Consider the following 19,504-nt stretch of genomic DNA (forward strand, 5'->3'; position numbering starts at 1 on the left):
CTGTTTCTACTGAAAACAACAATGTCTTTTCCTTCTATGGCAAAGTGAACTTTCTTAAAACTTTTGGAGATGATGGGAAAATCCAGATTGGAGATGTCTTTGATCTTGATCCTATGGGAGCCTCACTTGAAGGCGGGGTTGGCATCAATGCAAAATTGTCTCAGAACTTCTCCATCCATGGTGATGTTAGCTATCAGCAAAAGCTGCAAAAAACTGGTATTACTGGAGCAAGTTTTTCTGGAGGCATACGCTATCAGTTTTAATCACAAGGACGTTCTTCTTTGGGCAAACAGCGTGTGTCACGATATAGTGATAACGCAAGCATATAAGATTATAAATGCGTGTGAAAGCGAGCGGTGTTTTCTTTTCCCGTTCGCTTGCACATTTATACCACACAGCAGGGCAGGCATTTATTATGTTCTAAGCATTTATATATTGTACATTTTGTATCCTATGATGTTGCATTATAGGATAGATTTTGCTATAATATAAAAGCTAGGAATGAGAATAAAATGAAGAAAATTTTAACATTATTGAGTGTAATAGCTTTGCTCATCATATCTGGATATTACTTAATATTTGGATTTTACCCAGATCAGCCTCCTCGAACGGCAGCAGATGCATGGGAAAAATCTGATGCAGATAAGCTTGAGGTAAAAAAAGCGTTGTTAGAATGTGGAATAGGGTCTTTTTCTAATAGTTCTTCAGAAAGAGATTTAAGCGCTCGTGAAAAAATCAATGCGCAGGCATCCGTTGATGCTTGCATGGTTCAAGCGGGGTTTCGTAATAAATTTGGAGAGTCGAGTTGGTGTGAGAATGAGAGGTATAAAGCTGATAATCTTCCCATTTGTCAACCCGATGCCGTTATTCCTCAGCGAAGTGTTGAGATGCGCTTAAATAGTCCTTATTGTCAAGAGAATAAAGATCAACCGGAATGTCAGCCTTAAAACTATTGCAGCTGATGTAATCAACGGTTTTTCCATCTTTACTTTCGCTTGAAATGGCGGGATTGTTTCTTCAATCCCCCATTCCAGTAATGTCTGTGAAGTAATATAACAGCAGAGAATGTGCTGTACTTTTAACGCAGGGCATTTGTGATGTTTTAAGCAATTTGTATAATTGTATTTTGTATCCTGTGATGTTGTGTCATAGGATGGATTTGTGATTCAGAATTTATGGTAATTTACAAAGTCTTGTCCGTCTTTACGTGACAAGTTTTTGTGCTGCGTCAATTATAACTAAGCACTGCAATTTTATACTTGTGAAGTAACTCGTTGGCATTATCATTATATTTACTAGTCTCCAATGTTGCTACAGCTCTTGCATAGAGAGTGTTCATGAGAGATGTTTTTATGCCTTATCTTGATCCCTCATTTTATCTACACGCAGCTCTGCTTTTGATGTGCAAGGGAATGTTTATAAATAGGTTTGAAATGAGAGAAATCTACGGTGTTTGGGGCTCTCATTTACGTTGAAAATAATAGTTGTTCTTATAAATCAATACTTTTTTGGTTAAATCTTTTGGCTGTCACTGGGAAAACTGTGGGCCAAATTGTGCAACAGCATTGGCACACTTATGGACGCTTTTACACTTCTCGTTATGATTATGAAGAAGTGGAAGCAGATAAAGCTTATGCGTGCATAGAGCAATTGCGTACGCATCTACCACAGGCTGGAACAGAAATTGCTGGACTTCGGGTCAAAAAAGCAGACGATTTTACTTATCATGATCCTATCGATCAGAGCATATGTTATCGGCAGGGCATATGAGTGTTTTTAGAGAATGGAGCATGTTTTTAGGGGTGTACTTATTGAAAAAAACAGGAGAGGGGACTCTATGGCTTTATTTTGTACTGTTGAGACGATCGAATTAAACTTGTTTAAAAGCTCAGCGATGTTCTTAAAGTTTTGTAAAAGCGGCACTTCAAATGTTTTCATATACAAAAATATTGGGCCGTTCACGGCCCAATATTCTCACGATGAGGTTTGTATTAAGGAAGGAGAGATCCGCTAGCTGTTTATTGTGGATGAATCATTTTTTTGGGATCTACCAGCCGATCATAGTCTTCTCCAGAAACGCCTGCTTTTAGCGCTTCTACACGCAAAGTTGTATCGTTTTTATGCGCGGCTTTGGCAATTTCAGCAGCTTTTTCATAGCCAATTTCCGGTGCAAGAGCTGTCACGAGCATTAACGAGCGCTCCATGAGAGAGTGAATATGGACGCGGTTAGCACGCAATCCTTGAACGCAATGCAGATCAAAAGAACGCATACAATCACCAAGCAGTGTAATCGACTGTAAAACGTTATAACCAATGACAGGCTTATAAACGTTGAGTTCAAAATGTCCTTGGCTTGCAGCAAATGTTACACTGGTATGATTGCCAAAGACTTGGCATGCGACCATTGTCATCGCTTCGCACTGGGTAGGGTTGACTTTCCCTGGCATGATGGAAGATCCAGGTTCATTTTCGGGTAAGCTTAATTCACCCAAGCCTGAGCGTGGACCTGAACCTAAAAACCGAATGTCATTGGCAATTTTAAACAGATCTGCTGCTAATGCATTGAGACTTCCATGGAAATGGGTAAGGGCTCCGTGATGGGCAAGCGCTTCAAATTTGTTGCTGGCGGTCTTAAAGGACATTCCTGTAAGTGTGCTGATTGTTTCAGCAAAAGCAACGTCAAAACCTTTTGGTGCATTGAGCCCTGTTCCAACAGCCGTCCCCCCTTGAGCGAGTATTTGAACATCCGTAAGAGCGTTTTCAATACGTTGGCGGTTGGCTTCAAGTGCGGCGCGATAGCCTGAAAATTCTTGCGCTAGGGTTAAAGGTGTTGCATCTTGGGTGTGGGTGCGCCCAATTTTTATGATATCGGCAAATTCTTCTTCTTTTTTCTTTAAAGTGGTAATAAGTGCTTCAAGAATTGGAAATAAGTGTTGGCGCGTTTGGAGCGTAGTGGCAATATGAAGCGCTGTAGGAAAAGAATCATTTGATGATTGACTCATATTCACATGATCATTGGGATGAACCGGCTTTTTACTACCAAGTTTTCCTCCCAAAAGCATGCTCGCATGGTTGGCAATGACTTCATTCACATTCATATTGCTTTGTGTGCCAGAACCCGTTTGCCAAACAGAAAGTGGAAAATGCTTATCAAATGTACCTGAGAGCACTTCATCCGCAGCTGTAACGATTGCTTTTCCAATGTTTTGCGGGAGTTTCCCTTTGTCCATATTGACAAGAGCTGCTGCTTTTTTGATCAGGCTTAAAGCGTAGATGATGGTAAGAGGTTGTTTTTCTATGCCAATATTAAAATTGTGCAGAGAACGTTCAGTTTGTGCACCCCAATAACGATCTTGACGAACTGCAATTGTTCCAAAGCTATCCGTCTCCTGACGTGTTTCAACCATGATAGAATCCTTTTCATCTCCGATAAATCTATTCCCCAATAGACGTATACAATATGAGCACAAATTTTTCTGTGTTATTTCGCATGTTTACTGGTTCATAAAAGACTAAATAGCGTAAAATAGAAAAGAGAGGCAAGACTTTGAAGCTTTTTTAGGTAAATTATTTTCTAGAAGAATCCTTGACATTAAGAAGAACCGATTTTATATCTTAGACACTGTTAGCACTCACACTAAGAGAGTGCTAGCGATAACTTAGAATTCATTCAGTTAATTAAGTTTTAAGGATTTAAAACATGGCTAACATACAATTCCGCCCACTTCACGATCGTGTCGTTGTCCGTCGGGTTGAATCTGAAAATAAAACTGCTGGTGGGATTATCATCCCCGATACAGCAAAGGAAAAACCACAAGAAGGTGAAGTAATTGCTGTTGGTAATGGCGCTCTCGATGATAATGGAAAGCGGGTACCTTTAGAAGTAAAAACAGGGGACCGTATCTTGTTTGGAAAATGGTCTGGAACTGAAGTTAAGATTAATGGGGAAGACCTCTTAATCATGAAAGAATCTGACATTATGGGAATTTTGGGGTAATTTAGCCTCTTCTATTTTGTCATTTTATACTATTTTAAGACAACTCCAAGGAGAATTTAAATGGCTGCTAAAGAAGTCAAATTTGGCCGTGAAGCGCGTGAGCGTTTGTTGCGCGGTGTCGATATCCTTGCTAACGCTGTTAAGGTGACGCTCGGTCCTAAAGGTCGCAATGTGGTAATTGATAAATCATTTGGTGCTCCACGCATCACAAAAGATGGTGTATCCGTTGCTAAGGAAATCGAACTGGAAGATAAGTTCGAAAATATGGGAGCACAAATGTTGCGCGAAGTCGCTTCCAAAACGAATGACATCGCTGGTGATGGAACAACAACCGCAACCGTTTTGGGACAGGCTATTGTACAAGAAGGCGTAAAAGCCGTTGCTGCAGGCATGAACCCAATGGATCTCAAACGTGGAATTGATGCTGCTGTTGAAGAAGTGGTAGCAAATCTCTTCAAAAAAGCAAAAAAAATTCAAACTTCAGCAGAAATTGCTCAAGTGGGAACAATTTCCGCTAACGGTGCTGCTGAAATTGGTAAAATGATCGCGGATGCCATGGAAAAAGTTGGCAATGAAGGTGTCATTACCGTGGAAGAAGCAAAAACTGCTGAAACGGAATTGGAAGTCGTGGAAGGAATGCAGTTCGACCGTGGATATCTTTCTCCTTATTTTGTCACAAATGCTGAGAAAATGGTGGCAGATCTTGATGATCCTTACATTCTTATTCACGAAAAGAAATTGTCTAATCTACAATCTCTTCTTCCCGTGCTTGAAGCTGTTGTTCAGTCTGGTAAACCACTTCTCATTATCGCTGAAGATGTGGAAGGTGAAGCTTTGGCAACACTTGTTGTTAACAAGCTGCGCGGTGGTTTGAAAATCGCTGCTGTGAAAGCTCCAGGCTTTGGTGACCGTCGTAAAGCAATGCTCGAGGATATTGCGATTTTGACATCGGGTCAGGTTATTTCCGAAGATGTAGGCATTAAGCTTGAAAATGTTACTTTGGATATGCTTGGACGTGCTAAGAAAGTCAATATTTCTAAAGAAAATACAACGATTATTGATGGTGCTGGACAAAAAGCTGAAATTAATGCGCGTGTAAATCAGATTAAAGCACAGATTGAAGAAACAACTTCTGACTATGACCGTGAAAAATTGCAAGAAAGACTTGCTAAACTTGCTGGTGGTGTTGCTGTTATCCGTGTTGGTGGTGCAACAGAAGTTGAAGTGAAAGAAAAGAAAGACCGTGTTGATGATGCCTTGAATGCAACGCGTGCTGCTGTAGAAGAAGGTATTGTTGCTGGCGGTGGTACTGCGTTGTTGCGTGCTGCAAATGCATTGACTGTTAAAGGTAGTAACCCTGACCAAGAAGCTGGTATTAATATCGTTCGCCGTGCTCTGCAAGCACCGGCACGCCAAATTGCAAGCAATGCTGGTGAAGAAGCAGCGATTATTGTTGGCAAAGTGCTTGAAAACAATGCAGACACATTTGGTTACAATACTGCAACCGGTCAGTTTGGTGATTTGATCTCTTTGGGAATCGTAGATCCTGTGAAGGTTGTGCGTTCTGCTCTCCAGAATGCTGCATCAATTGCAAGCCTTCTTATCACAACAGAAGCTATGGTTGCTGAAGTTCCAAAAAAGGATGCTCCAATGCCTCCAATGCCCGGCGGTGGTATGGGTGGTATGGGTGGTATGGATTTCTAAATCCTTTCCATGTAAAGATGAAAAAACGGGTCTTGGGGCCCGTTTTTTTGTGTTGTTTTCAGGCAATATCTCTGTTGTATATACTTTCCTGTATTATTATACGGTCTTTCTGTAGTTTTTTATAAGATAGTGTTTCTCTTGAAAAATATTGTCTTGAAAGCGTTTTTCTTTTAACAATGGACAAATAAACATTTCTTGCTTTATGATCCCTTCTATGAATGATTTTTTCTTGAATGAAAAGGCAATGTATGAACCAATATCCCAAATGCCCTCAGTGTGGTGGTCTTTATACTTATGAAGATGGTGACAATTTTGTGTGTCCAGAATGCGCATATGAGTGGTTGCAAAAGAATGAAGAGCTTTCTATTTCCGATAGTGTTTATGATGCCAATGGTCAGGTTCTAGCAAATGGCGATAGCGTTATCGTGGTGAAAGATCTTAAGGTAAAAGGTGCTTCGTCTGTTTTAAAAGGCGGTACCAAGGTGAAAAATATTCGTCTGGTGGATGGTGATCACAATATCGATTGTAAAATTCCTGGATTTGGTCAAATGAGTTTAAAGTCGGAATTTGTTAAAAAAGTATAGTCGGTTATAATTTGGAGCATACTTTTTTCGCTATTGTGCTTATTTTTATTTAATTTCAATTGTATTTATTGTGGCATGGCTTCAACACCAAGGACTTCAGGGATAAAATGTCGTAAAAGATTTTCAATTCCATGTTTCAGTGTCGCTGTTGAAGAGGGGCATCCGGCACAAGCGCCTCGCATATTGAGATAGACAATTCCATTTTCAAATCCGCGGAAAGTAATATCTCCACCATCATTGGCAACAGCAGGGCGAATACGCGTTTCAAGGAGCTCTTTAATTGTTAAGACGATATCGGCGTCTTTTTCATCATAAAATTCTTCGTTATGTGCATGGTTTTGTGCTTGTGTTGTGGCGGTGGTAGTAATCACAGGATCGTTGGATAGGAAATGTTCCATGATTGTGCCTAAAATGGCTGGTTTAAGATGTTGCCATTCCCCATCTTTTTTGGTCACGGTGATGAAATCATAGCCGAAAAAGACACTGCTAACATTAGGGATATTAAACAGTTTTGCTGCTAAAGGAGAATTTTTAGCTGCTTCTTCGCTGGAACGAAACTCTAACACACCTTCAGAAAGTACTACGCGACCTGGTAGAAATTTAAGTGTTGCAGGATTTGGCGTGATTTCAGTTTGAATAAACATACATTTTCCTTTTTTATTAGGAACTTGGCTTTTTCTTGTTAAGAACCAGCAAGATAATTGAATCCAGAATATTTTTTAGGCGATAGATTCAATATCTTCATCTGAAAGATTGCTTGGAATGACTGTGACAGGAATTGAAAAAGCTGTTCCTCGATTGGCAATCAATTGGACAAGTGGTCCTGGTCCTTCTGCATGTCCACTTGCTGCTAAAACAATGAGGGCAATCTTTTTATCTTTATCGATGAGTTTGAAAATTTCATCAATTTTTTTTCCTTCACGTACAACTATTTCTGTTTCAAGAGCGTGAGTGGTGTGTATATCATCGGCAATTTCTTTCAATATTTTGCGAGCACTTTGTGTTGATTCCGTTCGCATAATGTCATTGACACCCAAAAAATGTTGAAAATCTGAACTGTCGATAACAGAAAGAAACACCAGTGTTCTGTTCGTGTTTTTGGCATGTTGTATAGCAAAAGTAACGGCACGCCGATATTCTGGTGTTTCATCAATAATGACGAGGATTTTTTGTTTGTGATTTTTTTTTAGATTTTTTTGCTTAGAGATCATATGTTTTCTCTGTTTTTACAGGTGTTTTGACTCTTTACAGTGTCTGTTTATTGTCTCATGTATTGTGCAAAAATCCAACAATTTCACGGATTTTTTTCATATTTTTTTCAGCTAGTGCGCGTGCACGTTCTGCGCCATTACGCAATACAGAGTCAATATAATCACTTTCTTGATAAAGTCGACGTAATTCTTGCGTTATGGGGGCAAGCTTGTGGACGGCAAGGTCGGCTAAGGCTGTTTTAAAAATTGAAAATTGTTGTCCGGAAAATTCTGCGAGGGCTTTTTCTTTGCTCACTTCTGCAAAAGCAGCATAAATACCAAGCAAATTATTAACTTCTGGACGTTTTTCTAGTTCTGCAACTGTATCGGGAAGAGGAGCAGAGTCTGTTTTTGCTTTGCGTATTTTTTTTGCGATAAGATTAGCATCATCCGTTAAATTAATACGCGAAAAATCTGAAGGATCCGATTTAGACATTTTTTTTGTACCATCACGCAAGGACATAATGCGGGTGGCTGTTTCTCCAATAATTGCTTCTGGTATTGGAAAAAAAACTTGTTTTTTTTCTGCATCCATTTGTATGGTGACGGCGAAATTTAAGTCAGTAATGCGATGTGCGTAGTCATTGTTAAATTTTTGCGCAATATCGCGGGTGAGTTCAACATGCTGTTTTTGATCTTCACCTACCGGAACGTGCGTGGCACGATAGAGTAAAATATCGGCAGCCATCAAGCTTGGGTAGGCAAAAAGCCCAAGGGATGCTTGTTCGCGATTTTTCCCTGCTTTATCTTTAAATTGTGTCATGCGTTGGAGCCAGCCAATACGAGCGATACAATTTAAAATCCACGCCAACTCTGCGTGTTGAAGAACCTGTGACTGATTGAAAATAATTTGTTTTTGAGGATCAATGCCAGCAGCTAAAAAAGTTGCTGTAACGGTTCTGGTTGATTCACGTAAAACAAGGGGATCCGGGTTAACTGTCAGTGCATGCATATCAACAACACAATACAGACAATGATAGGACTTTTGTAGTTCAACCCAGTGCTTGATGGCTCCAAGATAATTGCCAAGATGCAGATTACCACTCGGTTGTACGCCGGAAAAGACAAGGGGTGTAAAGGTGCCCATAGGATAATTCTTTCTTAAATGAAGTTATTCGTTTTGTGTGTTGTGACAAAGCATTTTTCTGAAAGCAAGAAAAAATATCATCGCTATTGTTTGAAGATTATAAACGTTTTTTAAAATTTTTGAGGGTAAGAAAAAGAGAATGCGTATCAAGTAAAAAATAGGCACTCAAATATACCAAGAAGATAACAACCATAATTCCTGCTAAAGTACCAGCACGCAAGAAAAACGATGCTTGTGAGGAGAGCGGAAAAGATAAAAAACCTAGAACATCAATCATATAATGGAGGAATAGTACACTTAAAACCGTAGTAATTATCAGGCATATAATTCGTTTTATCAATTGTGTATCGTATTTCCAATAGCCCCGCTTTACAAGAACAGACAAAAGCAATAGCGCGTTGACCCATCCAGAGGCAATTTCCGCAATAACAATGCCTCGTGCTGACAAAATTGGAAATAATGTTAAAGCAAGACTGATATTGATGAAAACGCAAATGCCGGTGAAAATCATCGGTGTTTTTGTATCTTCATGGGCAAAAAAATTAGGAATAAAGACCTTGATCAAAACAAAAGCTGGAAGTCCTAGTCCGTAAAGTTCCAGTAGTTGTGCAACATGGTGTGTTGATTCACTGGTAAATTGTCCACGCTCAAACAGTACACTTACAATGGGGGTGGAGAGCAGTAAAAAAGCAATGGATGCGGGTAGTGTTAACAACAGGGTTAATTCAATAGAGCGATTTTGCAAATGATGGGTTTCTTCATGTGTTTTACTGCGGAGCGATCTTGTTAATTCTGGTAAAAGAACGGTGGCAATTGCAATGGCTATTACTCCTAACGGGAGTTGATAAAGACGATCAGCATACATTAAAGAGGATACAGCTCCGGATTGACTTGAGGCAATGTTGGTATTGATTAACAAATTGATTTGCGTGATTCCGCCTGTGATAGCAGCAGGGAGAGCTAAGGCTAAAAGCTTACGAACATTGGAGCTTAAATGGGGACGGTGGAGAAAAATTTTCATCCCACTTTGACGTAAAGCAATGGCGATTAAGGTGAGTTGAAGAATGCCTGCTGCTAAAACGCCCCAAGAAAGATTTAAGCCAATATGCCAAGCATCAAGCTGATAGATCCAAGCATAGGCAAGCACGCCAATGAGAATAATATTCAAAAAGAGAGGGGCTATGGCTGCTATAAAATAGCGTCGTAAAGCATTCAACATTCCTCCCATCATTGCTGCGAGCGACATGCACGTTAAATAGGGAAACATGATTGCGGTAAAATGAATCGTAGCGTTAAATTTTGTGGCATTTTCTGCAAAACCTGGAGCAATAATGGTTCGTACCAAAAAAGGCATACTGAGTTCCATGGCAATGGTTAAAAGTAACAGCAGTGAAAAGAGAACACCAAAGACCTCTTCTGCAAATTTACATGCTGCTTCTGTTCCATCTTCGGTAATTTTTTTGGAAAAAAGAGGAATAAAAGCGGCGTTAAAAGCGCCTTCAGCAAAAAACCGGCGGAATGTATTGGGAAAACGAAAAGCCGCATTGAACGCATCAGAAACAGGACCAGTACCCAACGCTGCTGCCATCAACATTTCGCGTACAAAGCCAAAAATACGGCTCATCAGTGTTCCGGAAGCAACAGTTGCAAATTTCTTAATTAAGGCCATAAAGATATATAGAGCTCATCATGAAGGAAAGATGGTAAAAAGATCAATAAAACCATTTTATACTGTAAAAATTTAATCAAGAGGTTAACGCAATAACATATTCTCAAACATTTTGCGATGCCGTTTATTCTTCTGTCAACAAAGGGAATGGAGAGTTTTTTATCTCTTTAGCTTTATAAAATAGAAATTCAGCTTCATAGAGTGTTTATAATGGTTAAATATTTTGTCTCTACTTTCACAATAATGCTTAAGATTCTGAAGGTCTTCATATGGGTGGTATAATTTAGTCAAAAATGAAGATTTTCTGATTTGTTTTCTGAGAGTATAACAAAATACCTCTCCTTTGAAGGAAAATGCAACCTATGAAGGAGAGGTATTGGAGGGCTACGAGCCAGTTTAAGAAAGAGCTGAAAAATTAAAACTTATAAACACATACTCACCACTTTTACGCTTTCAGATTTACGCTGTCGAATACTTTGTTGTACCGCTCTTTCTCGTGTAACGGATTCTGTCACTTTTTCTGCTTGAATTGCTGATTTGTCAAGATTTTTAGTGTATCCTTCTGAAGGTTGATCCCAGTTTACTGTTGCGCGCTCCCTGGATTTGCTGCGTTGCACATGCGCCGGTTGCATACTTTTTTGTATACTCTGTTGCATATCTCGTTGTATCTCTTTTCCCTGTTGGAAGATTCCAGCAATTTCCTTTGCTTTATTTAGTGATGTGCCAAGAGATTCAGCGAGTTGATAATGATTCCTATTCTCTATAGCTTTCTGCTCCATTGGTGATAAGCGCTCACTGAGTACCCCCATATAAACCTTTATTTCTGCTCTTAGTTCAGGAGATTGTGATAAGAGTTCTTGCTGTTCTTGTTTGGGGAGGGAAAGGAGATTTCTTATTTCTTCACTAGGACTTCCTACCCATTTGTCACAGCGCTGTTGTTCTATCTGATGTTTTTCGAGAATTTCCTTTTCTGCTAATCTATAAGCATGTACATAACCATGAATGGCGTGGCTTAAAGGTAAAAAATTTTCTTCAGCATGCTGACGTGCACCACTTTTTAAACCACATACATTAATACCACGAATTCTCTTAATGGAGTCAGGAAATGCTCCAACATGTCGTGCAAATCGTTCTCCTTCAGTGAGGCTTTCAACTGTCGTAGGAATCTCAATCTTCGGCATTTTTTTATACAAAGCACGAGAATCACCATAAACAACTTTGCACAAAACATCGATTTTTTTTATGCTTTCTTGGACTAATGTGCTGTTTTTAACCCTCTCAGCAAGTTCATCGTTTGTGAGAGGGGCTAGTTTTTCTCTTGCAATGAGCGTTTCTTGCATATCTTGAGCTTTTGGTGCTTTAAAAGAGAAGCGGTCACCAATTTTCAATGCTTTGACTTGTTCTGGTGGAAGATGGCTTTTAACTCCTACGATAAAAGTACCATTAACATCCATCATGAAGCCATTTTCTCCACCACCTCTATATACACCATGATAGGTCTCACCGTCTTTTGCTACAACAGCAAGACGATAATTCCTTTCACTAATGTCTAAATCTCTCATGGCGTTGGTGAATTCATTTAAAGCAAGCAGCTTGTCTGGATGAGAGATATCATCAAGCAGATGCCTCATGGGTTCTGGATTGTTGTTGTCCATCGCTTCAACAGTCACAAATTGCTTGCGTTTTTTTGTGACAAGAGAAAAATCCAGATTATGGCCTGCTGCTAGAGCAAGTTTTTCAACAAACATCCGTTGCGTGCGCTTGTTACCTTCTCTGAAAGGATGGAGACGGTGCAACTCTATCATTAATGCTGCTGCCTGATCAACAAATGCTTCGCGTGATAAACCTTTCAAGTAATTTTTACTGGCGAGTGTTTCATCTAAACTTTGTAGTCCTTCTGCTACCTGTTTGCTCGTGGCAAAAGGCGTTTTAAATTCTTTTCTTTTTATAATAGGTGTAAAGGCAACACTTCCATCTTTAAATGTAAAGGACTTATCGCGGGTCTCTCCGGCCCATTCAAATGTATGTTGAAACAAACGTTTATGGATATATTTTAGATAGGCAGAATCAAACTTCTCTGGTAATGGCTCCTGATACAGCTTGATCATTTCTTGTGTAACATCATGAGAACATTGCTTATTTAGTATATCTTGTTCCTTAATACCGTATTTATTTTTGAGTACATTGCTATTAGGATAAGCAAAACTTTGTGATGCTAATTTTAGCTTTTGACGAAGTTCTGCATCATCGATTTTTTTGCTTTCTTCTAATTCTTCTCTTGTAAGAGGGGCAGAATGTCCAGTTTGGTTTTTTTTCATGTATGTTTCCTTTCAGTACTTTTTTTGGAAAACCCCTTTGTTGCATTCTCTATCTTGATATTTTGATAGCTTTTCATACAAGAAAGAATGCCAACTTGAATTACCTCCAAAGATTCTGCGCTATTCGCCATTATAGTAATTGGTGTTTGTGACTTTTATACAGTTTTTTTATGATTTTTTATCAATAAGTTACATAAAATTAATAAGGCTGTTTTGGAGGAAATTTGTTATAACATTTACAAAATATTGCCTGATGCAAATCATTTTGTAAGAATTGCACGAAAAGATCAGATTAAAAGCTAAACGTATGCACGCTTAATGGGTTATCTTATTGTTTGTTGACGTTCAGCTTTATCCAGTTGAGCATTTTGTATTTTTTGTTTTTGTAGGATAGAGGCTCTTATTTCTCCTGCTTGACTTGTTGATGCGTGAGCTACAGCGAATGTTTTATGATAACTTTTCCTTACAGTTTGTTTTATATTCCGTGCTGTGTGCTCATTGAATTCCCTATGAATAAAATATATCGGTTCTATATCTTCTTGTATTTTTTGTGTGTTTTTTACGACGTCTATAATTTTTTTTGCGTTATTTTCTGATGTTCCGAGGCTTTTAGCGAGTGTATTAAAATTGTTCTCTTTTATAGCTTGATGCTCATCTGCGGATAAACGTTCATTAAGCTCTCTAGAATAAATTGTTATTTCTGCGCGTAGTTCAGGGGACTTTGATAAGATCGCTTTTCGCTGTTCTTTTGAGAGAGGATACAGAGTTTGTATCCATTGACCAGGTCGTCTTATTGTTTTGTCACAGCGTTTTTGTTCTGCACTATGACATTCCAGAATATCTTTTTTTGTTTGTTCTACAGCCTCTATATAACGGTCAATAGATTGAAATAGGGGTAAAAGATTTTCTTCAGCACGTGCACGTGCGTTGGTTTTTAAGTATGAAATACCGAAACCCGCAAGTTTAGCAATAGAACGTGGAGCATGTGCCATTTGTCCTAAAAGTTCTTCTCCTGCTGCGGGATTTTCATAAATTTTTTCTATTCTGTTTAAGATAATAGATGGTTTACCATAAACATATTTAGATAAAGATGCTATTTTCTTTTTCCGTTCTTGCAGTGGTGCATTGTTTTTAATTTTTTCAATAAGTTCTTCTTTTGAAAGAGGTGCTTTTATTTCTTTTGCAATAAGAATTTCTTGCGATTCTTGCATTGTGGGTGCTGTGAAAGAGAGAGGGTCACCAATTTTCAATGCTTTTATTTGCTCTGGTCGCAGATCTTTCTTATGTCCTATAATGAATGTACCATTCGCATCGAGCATGAAGCCATTTTCTCCACTACCTCTGTAGAATCCTGTATAGGTCTGACCTTCTTTAGCGGTCATAACAATACGATTACGAAGAGTTTCAAGCCCGATTTTTTTCATGTGATTCATGAATTCTTTTAAAATAAGTGTTTTTTCTGGATTGGAGATTTCTTCAAATAAATTTTTCATTTCTTCTGAATTGCCATTTTTCAGAGCTGCAATATTGGCAGATTTCATGCGCTCTTTTGTGACAAGAGAAAAATCTAGACTATGGCCTGCAACTTCAGCAAGCTTTTCAAAAAACAGTTGTTGCGTGCGTCCATTTCCTTCTATAAAAGGGTGCGTATAATTTAACTGGGTCATCATTTCGGCAGCATTTTCAACAAATTCTTCGCGGGTTAGGCCTTTTAAGCTATTCTTTTCAGAAAGTGTTTTGTCTAAATTTTTAAGCCCTTCCTGTACTTTTTCTCCTGATGCAAAAGATATATTTGCTTTTTTTATCTCTGGCATATAGGCAGTGATGCCACTTGCAAATGTAAATGGTTTTTCACGCGTTTGCCCTGCCCATTCAAAACTGTTTTTAAATAAGGCATGATGAAGGTAGAGCAGATATGCGGATGTTAGTTTTTGCGGTGGTGCTTCTTGCCGTAGATTAATGAGTGCTTGTGTTACATCATGTGCACATCGTATCTCAAATTTTTTGTGGTCTCTTGTTCCATATTTATTTCTTAGCGTAGTAGTATAGGGATACATGAAATTAAGCGCTGTAACATTTTTATTTTCATAGATGTATTCATGCATCGTTTTGTAATGTGTTTCACCCTTTTGTGTGGTTGCACTGCTTTGTTCTGTGTTTCTTGCGCGTGGCGGTTTTTGTGGTCTTTGTTGAGTAGGTATTGTGGATGGGGATTGCGGGGGTAAGGACGGCCCAGCAGATTGCTCATGGTGTTTTTCAAATTCTTTTACTAAGTGAGCTACCGAAGGAGAGGGGTGTTTTTTTTTCATGCATGTTTCCTTTCAAGATTTTTTATTTTTTAGAAAACCTTTTTTGTGCATTCTCCATCTTTTTTATTTTTAAAGTTCGTTATTCAAAATAAGATGCCTATTTGAACGGCCTCAAAAACTTTGTCTTTATTAGCATGGATCGTAGTCATTGTTTATAATTGTATTTTTTATCAATGCATTACGTTAAATTATAGGTGTAATGAAAACTTTCCATGATATAATGAAATTTTCTTATAACTATCCGGGCAAATACAAAACGATTTGCACAAAGAGATAAGATAAAAAGCTAAAACTTATGCACGTTTAATTAGCAAAAGCTATTGCTTTTGATGATTCAGCTCTTCGTGGTCGAACGTCTGCTGGCCTGTTATCCGTTTGTCTAGAAGTTCCAACAACCTCTTGATATGCCTGCTTGAGCAGTTTAGCAGATTTCGATAAATCTTGTTGTTTTTGCACGTTTCTATCTAGCTCAGTAGATTGTACACTGAATTTTTGCTCTTCCGTATGTACGCGTACAATTTTATCTCTTATTTGTTTTATGGATTCCGTATAATTTTCAATGGCAGTACATAGGGTAGGAAAAACTTCTTCAGCTTTTTTGCGTGCATCATTTTTTATGCAAAGTACCTTGTGACCTACAAATTTAGGAAAAAGCTCGGGATGCTCTTTAAGTTGCCATAAAAGTTCTTCTCCAAAAACGGGATTTTTTTGAATATCCTCAAGTCTACCTTGAAAAATAAACGGATCGCCATAAACCATTTTGCTCCAATACTGGATTTCTGCTTTACAATATCGAATAGAGGGATCTTTTTCAACTCTTTTGGAAATTTCCACAAGCGAGAGAGACACAGTTTTCTCTTCAGGAGTGAGCTGTTGCGTTCTTTCTATAGCTTGTTCATGCAGCCTTTGTTCCGTCTGAGAAGCATGGGAGGAGTTCTCTTGTATATATTTTACAGTATATAGATAACCTTCAACGGCAGCACTCAAAGATGAAAGATTTTCTTCAGCTATTTTGCGTGCATTTGTCTTAAAACAAAGAAATTTTTTACCAGAAAATTTAGAAATAGACCGAGGTTTTTCTGTGATTTGCCATAAGAACTCTTCTCCCAGATTGGGGTTTTCTTGAATATTTTCCATTTTTTGTTCGAAAATGAGCCGATCACCATAAATAAGCTGAGATAAATATCGAATTTCTTCTTGATATGCTTGCATCAATAATTCGTATTCTAATATGTTAATAGCTGGCTCTCTCGTGCGCGGTGATTGCCTTGGAGTAGCGTAGTGGGGTTCTTCTTGTCCTGCTTTAGTAACTTTTTCTCCTGCGCGTGGTGATTGCCTCGGAGTAGGTATAGCGTAAAGAGGTTCTTCTTGTCCTGCTTTAGTAACTTTTTCTCCTGCGCGTGGTGATTGCCTCGGAGTAGGTATAGCGTAAAGAGGTTCTTCTTGTCCTGCTTTAGTAACTTTTTCTCCTGCGCGTGGTGATTGTCTCGGAGTAGGTATAGCGTAAAGAGGTTCTTCTTGTCCTGCTTTAGTAACTTTTTCTCCTGCGCGCGGTGATTGCCTCGGAGTAGGTATAGCGTATAGTATTTCACTCTCTTGCGCGGTGGTTGTAATGTTTTTTTCTTTGTCTCTTGCACGAGGTGGTCTTTGTGGTCTTTGCTGAGCAGTTGTAACAGAGGGTATTGTATCCTTTTGTGTGGTTGTAATGTTTTGTTCTCTGTCTCTTGCACGAGGTGGTCTTTGTGGTCTTTGCTGAGTAGGAGTTGTGGATGGAGATTGTGAGGGTAAGGGGGGCCTAGCAGATTGCTCATGGCGTTTTTCAAACTCTTCTACTAAGCGAGCTACCGAAGGAGAGGGATAATTCTTTTTCATGCATGTTTCCTTTCAAGCTTTCTCAAAATTTTTGAAAACCTTTGCGGTGCACTCTCCACTTTTATATATAGCTTTTTATTCAAAGGAGTATGCTAATTTGAATGGTCTCAAAAGATTTTCGCTATTTGTAAGGATCTTAATCGGTATTTATGACTTTTATACAGTTTTTTTGTGAATTTTATCAATCAATTGCATCAAATGAAAAGGAAACTATGAAAAATCTTTTCTCGACATTATACAATACTCCTTGGTACAAATCACTTTGTGTCATTTGTACCAAGAGATTTGATTAAAGGCTAAAACCTTATGCATGCCTACATAGCAAAAAACACTTCTTTGCCTGTAGCTTTACGCGGTTGCGTCTTTTGCAAAGCGGACAGAGCTTTTTCATCTGTCTGCTGAAGGTTTTTCACTGTTTCTTGTGTATGATGTTTTGAGAAAGTATTGGGTTTTTGTGGTTGTGCCAAATGGTTATGCATAAGACTCTCCCGTACTTCTGTTATAGCACTGATATAAGTTTCAAGAGCAACGCAAAGGTGTGAAAGGCTGTTTTCAGCCTGTATGCGGGTTTTATTTTTAATGCCACAGAAATTTATGCCAGCAAGCTTATGGACAGATTTCGGATTATCTTCAAGCTTTGATAAGAGCTCTGTACTTTGTTCAGGATTTTTCAAAATATTCGCCAATTCTTCCTTTAGAAGATTTGGATTGCCAAATGTCATTCCACACCAATATTCAACTTGTTTGTGATATCTGCGGATTGATCCATTGCTTTGAACCATGCTTATGATATCTTCATCTGTGGGGGACATTCTCTCTTTTTGAGGATGATGAAGTACTTCTTGCAGGCTTGCACTTTGTATTTCTTGTTTATGGTGTTCTTGTCTTATGAATGGGGAAGGTAAAAGCTTCTCTCTCTCATATTGTACAGCTCCTGTAAAACCATCAATGGCAGCACACAGCGAAACAAATGCGGTTTCAGCTTCTTTGCGTCTATCATTTTTTAAGCCGCAGAAATTTATGCCAGCAATCCTCCCAAAAGATTTAGGATATGCTGCAAGTTGCCATGAGAATTCATCCCCTAAATTTGGATTTCTGATAATATCGTGCATTTTGCTTTGAAAAATATCTTCACGACCATAAACAGTTTGAGATAAACGTGCTATTTGTTCTGTATATGTTTTGACCAAATGGGTATTTTTTACTCTATCTGCAATTTGTTCTTCCGTGAGGGGACTGAGTGAACCTCGTGAAGCGACTTCTGTATAGATAGTTTCTTTTTCTGTGCGCACGAAAGACTTTTGTGCTGGTTGTAGATTAAGCTCTGCGTATGTTACTTCTTCTTGAAGAGGTGATTTTTTGTTCTTTTTGTCAATTTGTGCGTATAAGGCTTCTGTATTTGTGGCTGTAAGAGGATGAGTATTGTTTTTTTTCATAAATATTTCCTTTTAAGCTTTTACACTTATGGTTTCAAAAAACTCTTTGATGCATTTTCATTATATACGCCTTATAGTAATGGGTATTTGTGACTTTTATAAAGCTTTTTTATGAAATTTATCAATAAGTTACATAAAGTTATGGGATTTGTTTTAATATATGTTTTCAGAATTTTTACAGTATTTCTTGACGCAAATTATATTGTAAAAATTGCGCCAAGAGATCTGATGTAAAGGTTTGCATTTTATCCATTTTACAGAGCAAAAGTTGCAGCTCTTTGGTTCCTATTTCTGTGGGGATGTTCTTGCTGTGGTTGTCGTCTTCTTTCTTCTCTTGTTTGTTGGAAGTTTCTGTGAACATGTCTAGTGTGTGTTCTTGAAACAGTAGCACGCTCTTGCTGTGTTTGATGCTCCAATATAATGTCATTTAGTGTCGCATTTACAGCGGTTTCAAATTCTTTAAAAGATTGACACAAGGACATAACACTGTTTTCAGCAATTACACGTGTAGATGTTTTTTGACCACATATTTTATAACCACGAAACTTATGAATAGACTTTGGGTCAGTTTTGATTTGTTCTGCGAGTTGTGTTTCCTCATGTGGGTTTTTAAGTATATCTTCCATTTTACTCTGCAAAATATTTGGCTTGTTATAAATAAGACCACACCAATAACGTACTTTTGCCATGCAAAATTGGATTTCTGTGCTGTTTTTCAGTCTGTTAAAAACTTCTTGGCTTGAAAGAGAGTTTGTTGTTTCTTGTAACGAAACAGGTTCAATGCTTGGGAAGCGACTTCTGTTAAAATCCGGTGTTTCATAGATACCTTCTTCTGGTTCTGGCGTTGGATACTTTGGTTTTGCATATACGGATTGGGGACGAAGAGCAGAATTCCTAGCTGATCTTGGCATGTTATAGATATCTTCTTCTGGTGTGGGATATCTTAATTTTGCGTATGTAGTTTGGGAGCTTTGAGCAAGGTTCCTCCTAGCCGACCTTGGTATGTCATAGACACCTTCTCCTGGTGTTTGGTGCTCTAGTGTTGCGTATATGACTCGAAGGTTTTGATAGAGATTTTTATTCGATTTTGGTACGTCATAGACGCTTTCTCTTGATTTTTGTTGCTCTAGTGTTGCGTGCACGGATTGATGAGGGTAAGCGGGCTCCTTGTATGACCTTGGTACGTCATAGATGCTTTCTCTTGATTTTTGTTGCTCTAGTGTTGCGTGCACGGATTGATGAGGGTAAGCGGGCTCCTTGTATGACCTTGGTACGTCA

The 19,504-nt window shown here is 38.5% G+C and carries 15 protein-coding genes and 1 pseudogene; 6 read left to right on the forward strand and 10 right to left on the reverse strand.

Going from position 1 to position 19,504, the window contains the following annotated elements:
- From MCS_RS07630 to MCS_RS07640, 3 genes and pseudogenes are all read left to right on the forward strand, one after another.
- Nucleotides 1-263, forward strand: a 263-nt coding sequence (locus MCS_RS07630; RefSeq protein WP_004857272.1) for an autotransporter outer membrane beta-barrel domain-containing protein, incomplete at its 5' end; no start/stop codon positions are given.
- A gap of 249 nt (nt 264-512) precedes the next feature.
- Nucleotides 513-947, forward strand: coding sequence for a hypothetical protein (locus MCS_RS07635; RefSeq protein WP_004857275.1), 435 nt, complete (start codon nt 513-515; stop codon nt 945-947).
- Nucleotides 948-1,497: 550 nt separating this feature from the next.
- A pseudogene (locus tag MCS_RS07640) lies at nt 1,498-1,767 on the forward strand (alpha-D-glucose phosphate-specific phosphoglucomutase); the annotation flags it as partial.
- 251 nt (nt 1,768-2,018) lie between these two features.
- On the opposite strand, the gene fumC reads toward MCS_RS07640, so the two are convergent.
- Nucleotides 2,019-3,407 (reverse strand): class II fumarate hydratase, encoded by a 1,389-nt coding sequence (fumC, locus tag MCS_RS07650; RefSeq protein WP_004857281.1) that lies wholly within the window; start codon nt 3,405-3,407, stop codon nt 2,019-2,021.
- Nucleotides 3,408-3,700: 293 nt separating this feature from the next.
- Between fumC and groES the strand changes: the two genes are divergently transcribed.
- From groES to MCS_RS07665, 3 genes are all read left to right on the forward strand, one after another.
- Nucleotides 3,701-3,997: a co-chaperone GroES gene (groES, locus tag MCS_RS07655; protein ID WP_004857291.1), complete on the forward strand. Its 297-nt coding sequence runs from the start codon at nt 3,701-3,703 to the stop codon at nt 3,995-3,997.
- A gap of 60 nt (nt 3,998-4,057) precedes the next feature.
- Complete coding sequence (gene groL, locus MCS_RS07660) at nt 4,058-5,701, forward strand: chaperonin GroEL (RefSeq protein WP_004857294.1); 1,644 nt, start codon at nt 4,058-4,060, stop codon at nt 5,699-5,701.
- A gap of 248 nt (nt 5,702-5,949) precedes the next feature.
- Entirely contained in the window at nt 5,950-6,285 is a 336-nt protein-coding gene (locus tag MCS_RS07665; RefSeq protein ID WP_004857298.1) for a zinc ribbon domain-containing protein YjdM, read from the forward strand.
- A gap of 65 nt (nt 6,286-6,350) precedes the next feature.
- Here MCS_RS07665 and MCS_RS07670 read toward each other — a convergent pair whose 3' ends face one another.
- From MCS_RS07670 to MCS_RS08575, 9 genes are all read right to left on the reverse strand, one after another.
- Nucleotides 6,351-6,929, reverse strand: a complete 579-nt coding sequence (locus MCS_RS07670; RefSeq protein ID WP_004857301.1) for a NifU family protein — start codon at nt 6,927-6,929, stop codon at nt 6,351-6,353.
- Nucleotides 6,930-7,004: 75 nt separating this feature from the next.
- A complete protein-coding gene (locus MCS_RS07675) occupies nt 7,005-7,496 on the reverse strand; it encodes a universal stress protein (protein ID WP_004857305.1) in 492 nt (163 codons plus the stop codon).
- A gap of 55 nt (nt 7,497-7,551) precedes the next feature.
- Nucleotides 7,552-8,622, reverse strand: coding sequence for a tryptophan--tRNA ligase (trpS, locus tag MCS_RS07680; protein ID WP_004857308.1), 1,071 nt, complete (start codon nt 8,620-8,622; stop codon nt 7,552-7,554).
- 97 nt (nt 8,623-8,719) lie between these two features.
- Nucleotides 8,720-10,291 (reverse strand): murein biosynthesis integral membrane protein MurJ, encoded by a 1,572-nt coding sequence (murJ, locus tag MCS_RS07685; protein ID WP_004857310.1) that lies wholly within the window; start codon nt 10,289-10,291, stop codon nt 8,720-8,722.
- A gap of 422 nt (nt 10,292-10,713) precedes the next feature.
- Entirely contained in the window at nt 10,714-12,609 is a 1,896-nt protein-coding gene (locus MCS_RS07690; RefSeq protein ID WP_004857313.1) for a BID domain-containing T4SS effector, read from the reverse strand.
- Nucleotides 12,610-12,932: 323 nt separating this feature from the next.
- Nucleotides 12,933-14,918 carry a BID domain-containing T4SS effector gene (locus tag MCS_RS07695; RefSeq protein ID WP_004857315.1) on the reverse strand — a complete coding sequence of 662 codons (1,986 nt, stop codon included), beginning with the start codon at nt 14,916-14,918 and terminating at the stop codon, nt 12,933-12,935.
- A gap of 303 nt (nt 14,919-15,221) precedes the next feature.
- Nucleotides 15,222-16,790, reverse strand: coding sequence for a BID domain-containing T4SS effector (locus MCS_RS07700; protein WP_004857317.1), 1,569 nt, complete (start codon nt 16,788-16,790; stop codon nt 15,222-15,224).
- A gap of 314 nt (nt 16,791-17,104) precedes the next feature.
- Entirely contained in the window at nt 17,105-18,226 is a 1,122-nt protein-coding gene (locus MCS_RS07705; RefSeq protein ID WP_004857319.1) for a BID domain-containing T4SS effector, read from the reverse strand.
- A 254-nt stretch (nt 18,227-18,480) separates the two neighbouring features.
- Nucleotides 18,481-19,504: BID domain-containing T4SS effector (locus MCS_RS08575; protein ID WP_004857323.1), on the reverse strand; the 1,024-nt coding region annotated here is incomplete at its 5' end.

Origin of the sequence: Bartonella doshiae NCTC 12862 = ATCC 700133 (assembly GCF_000278155.1) — a bacterium.
GTDB lineage: Bacteria > Pseudomonadota > Alphaproteobacteria > Rhizobiales > Rhizobiaceae > Bartonella > Bartonella doshiae.

Coding starts and splice junctions, on each gene's coding strand:
- MCS_RS07635 (WP_004857275.1), top strand. CDS start 513: ATGAAGAAAATTTTAACATTATTGAGTGTAATAGCTTTGCTCATCATA.
- fumC (WP_004857281.1), bottom strand. CDS start 3,407: ATGGTTGAAACACGTCAGGAGACGGATAGCTTTGGAACAATTGCAGTT.
- MCS_RS07705 (WP_004857319.1), bottom strand. CDS start 18,226: ATGAAAAAAAACAATACTCATCCTCTTACAGCCACAAATACAGAAGCC.
- MCS_RS07665 (WP_004857298.1), top strand. CDS start 5,950: ATGAACCAATATCCCAAATGCCCTCAGTGTGGTGGTCTTTATACTTAT.
- MCS_RS07690 (WP_004857313.1), bottom strand. CDS start 12,609: ATGAAAAAAAACCAAACTGGACATTCTGCCCCTCTTACAAGAGAAGAA.
- MCS_RS07675 (WP_004857305.1), bottom strand. CDS start 7,496: ATGATCTCTAAGCAAAAAAATCTAAAAAAAAATCACAAACAAAAAATC.
- MCS_RS07670 (WP_004857301.1), bottom strand. CDS start 6,929: ATGTTTATTCAAACTGAAATCACGCCAAATCCTGCAACACTTAAATTT.
- murJ (WP_004857310.1), bottom strand. CDS start 10,291: ATGGCCTTAATTAAGAAATTTGCAACTGTTGCTTCCGGAACACTGATG.
- groL (WP_004857294.1), top strand. CDS start 4,058: ATGGCTGCTAAAGAAGTCAAATTTGGCCGTGAAGCGCGTGAGCGTTTG.
- trpS (WP_004857308.1), bottom strand. CDS start 8,622: ATGGGCACCTTTACACCCCTTGTCTTTTCCGGCGTACAACCGAGTGGT.
- MCS_RS07695 (WP_004857315.1), bottom strand. CDS start 14,918: ATGAAAAAAAAACACCCCTCTCCTTCGGTAGCTCACTTAGTAAAAGAA.
- groES (WP_004857291.1), top strand. CDS start 3,701: ATGGCTAACATACAATTCCGCCCACTTCACGATCGTGTCGTTGTCCGT.
- MCS_RS07700 (WP_004857317.1), bottom strand. CDS start 16,790: ATGAAAAAGAATTATCCCTCTCCTTCGGTAGCTCGCTTAGTAGAAGAG.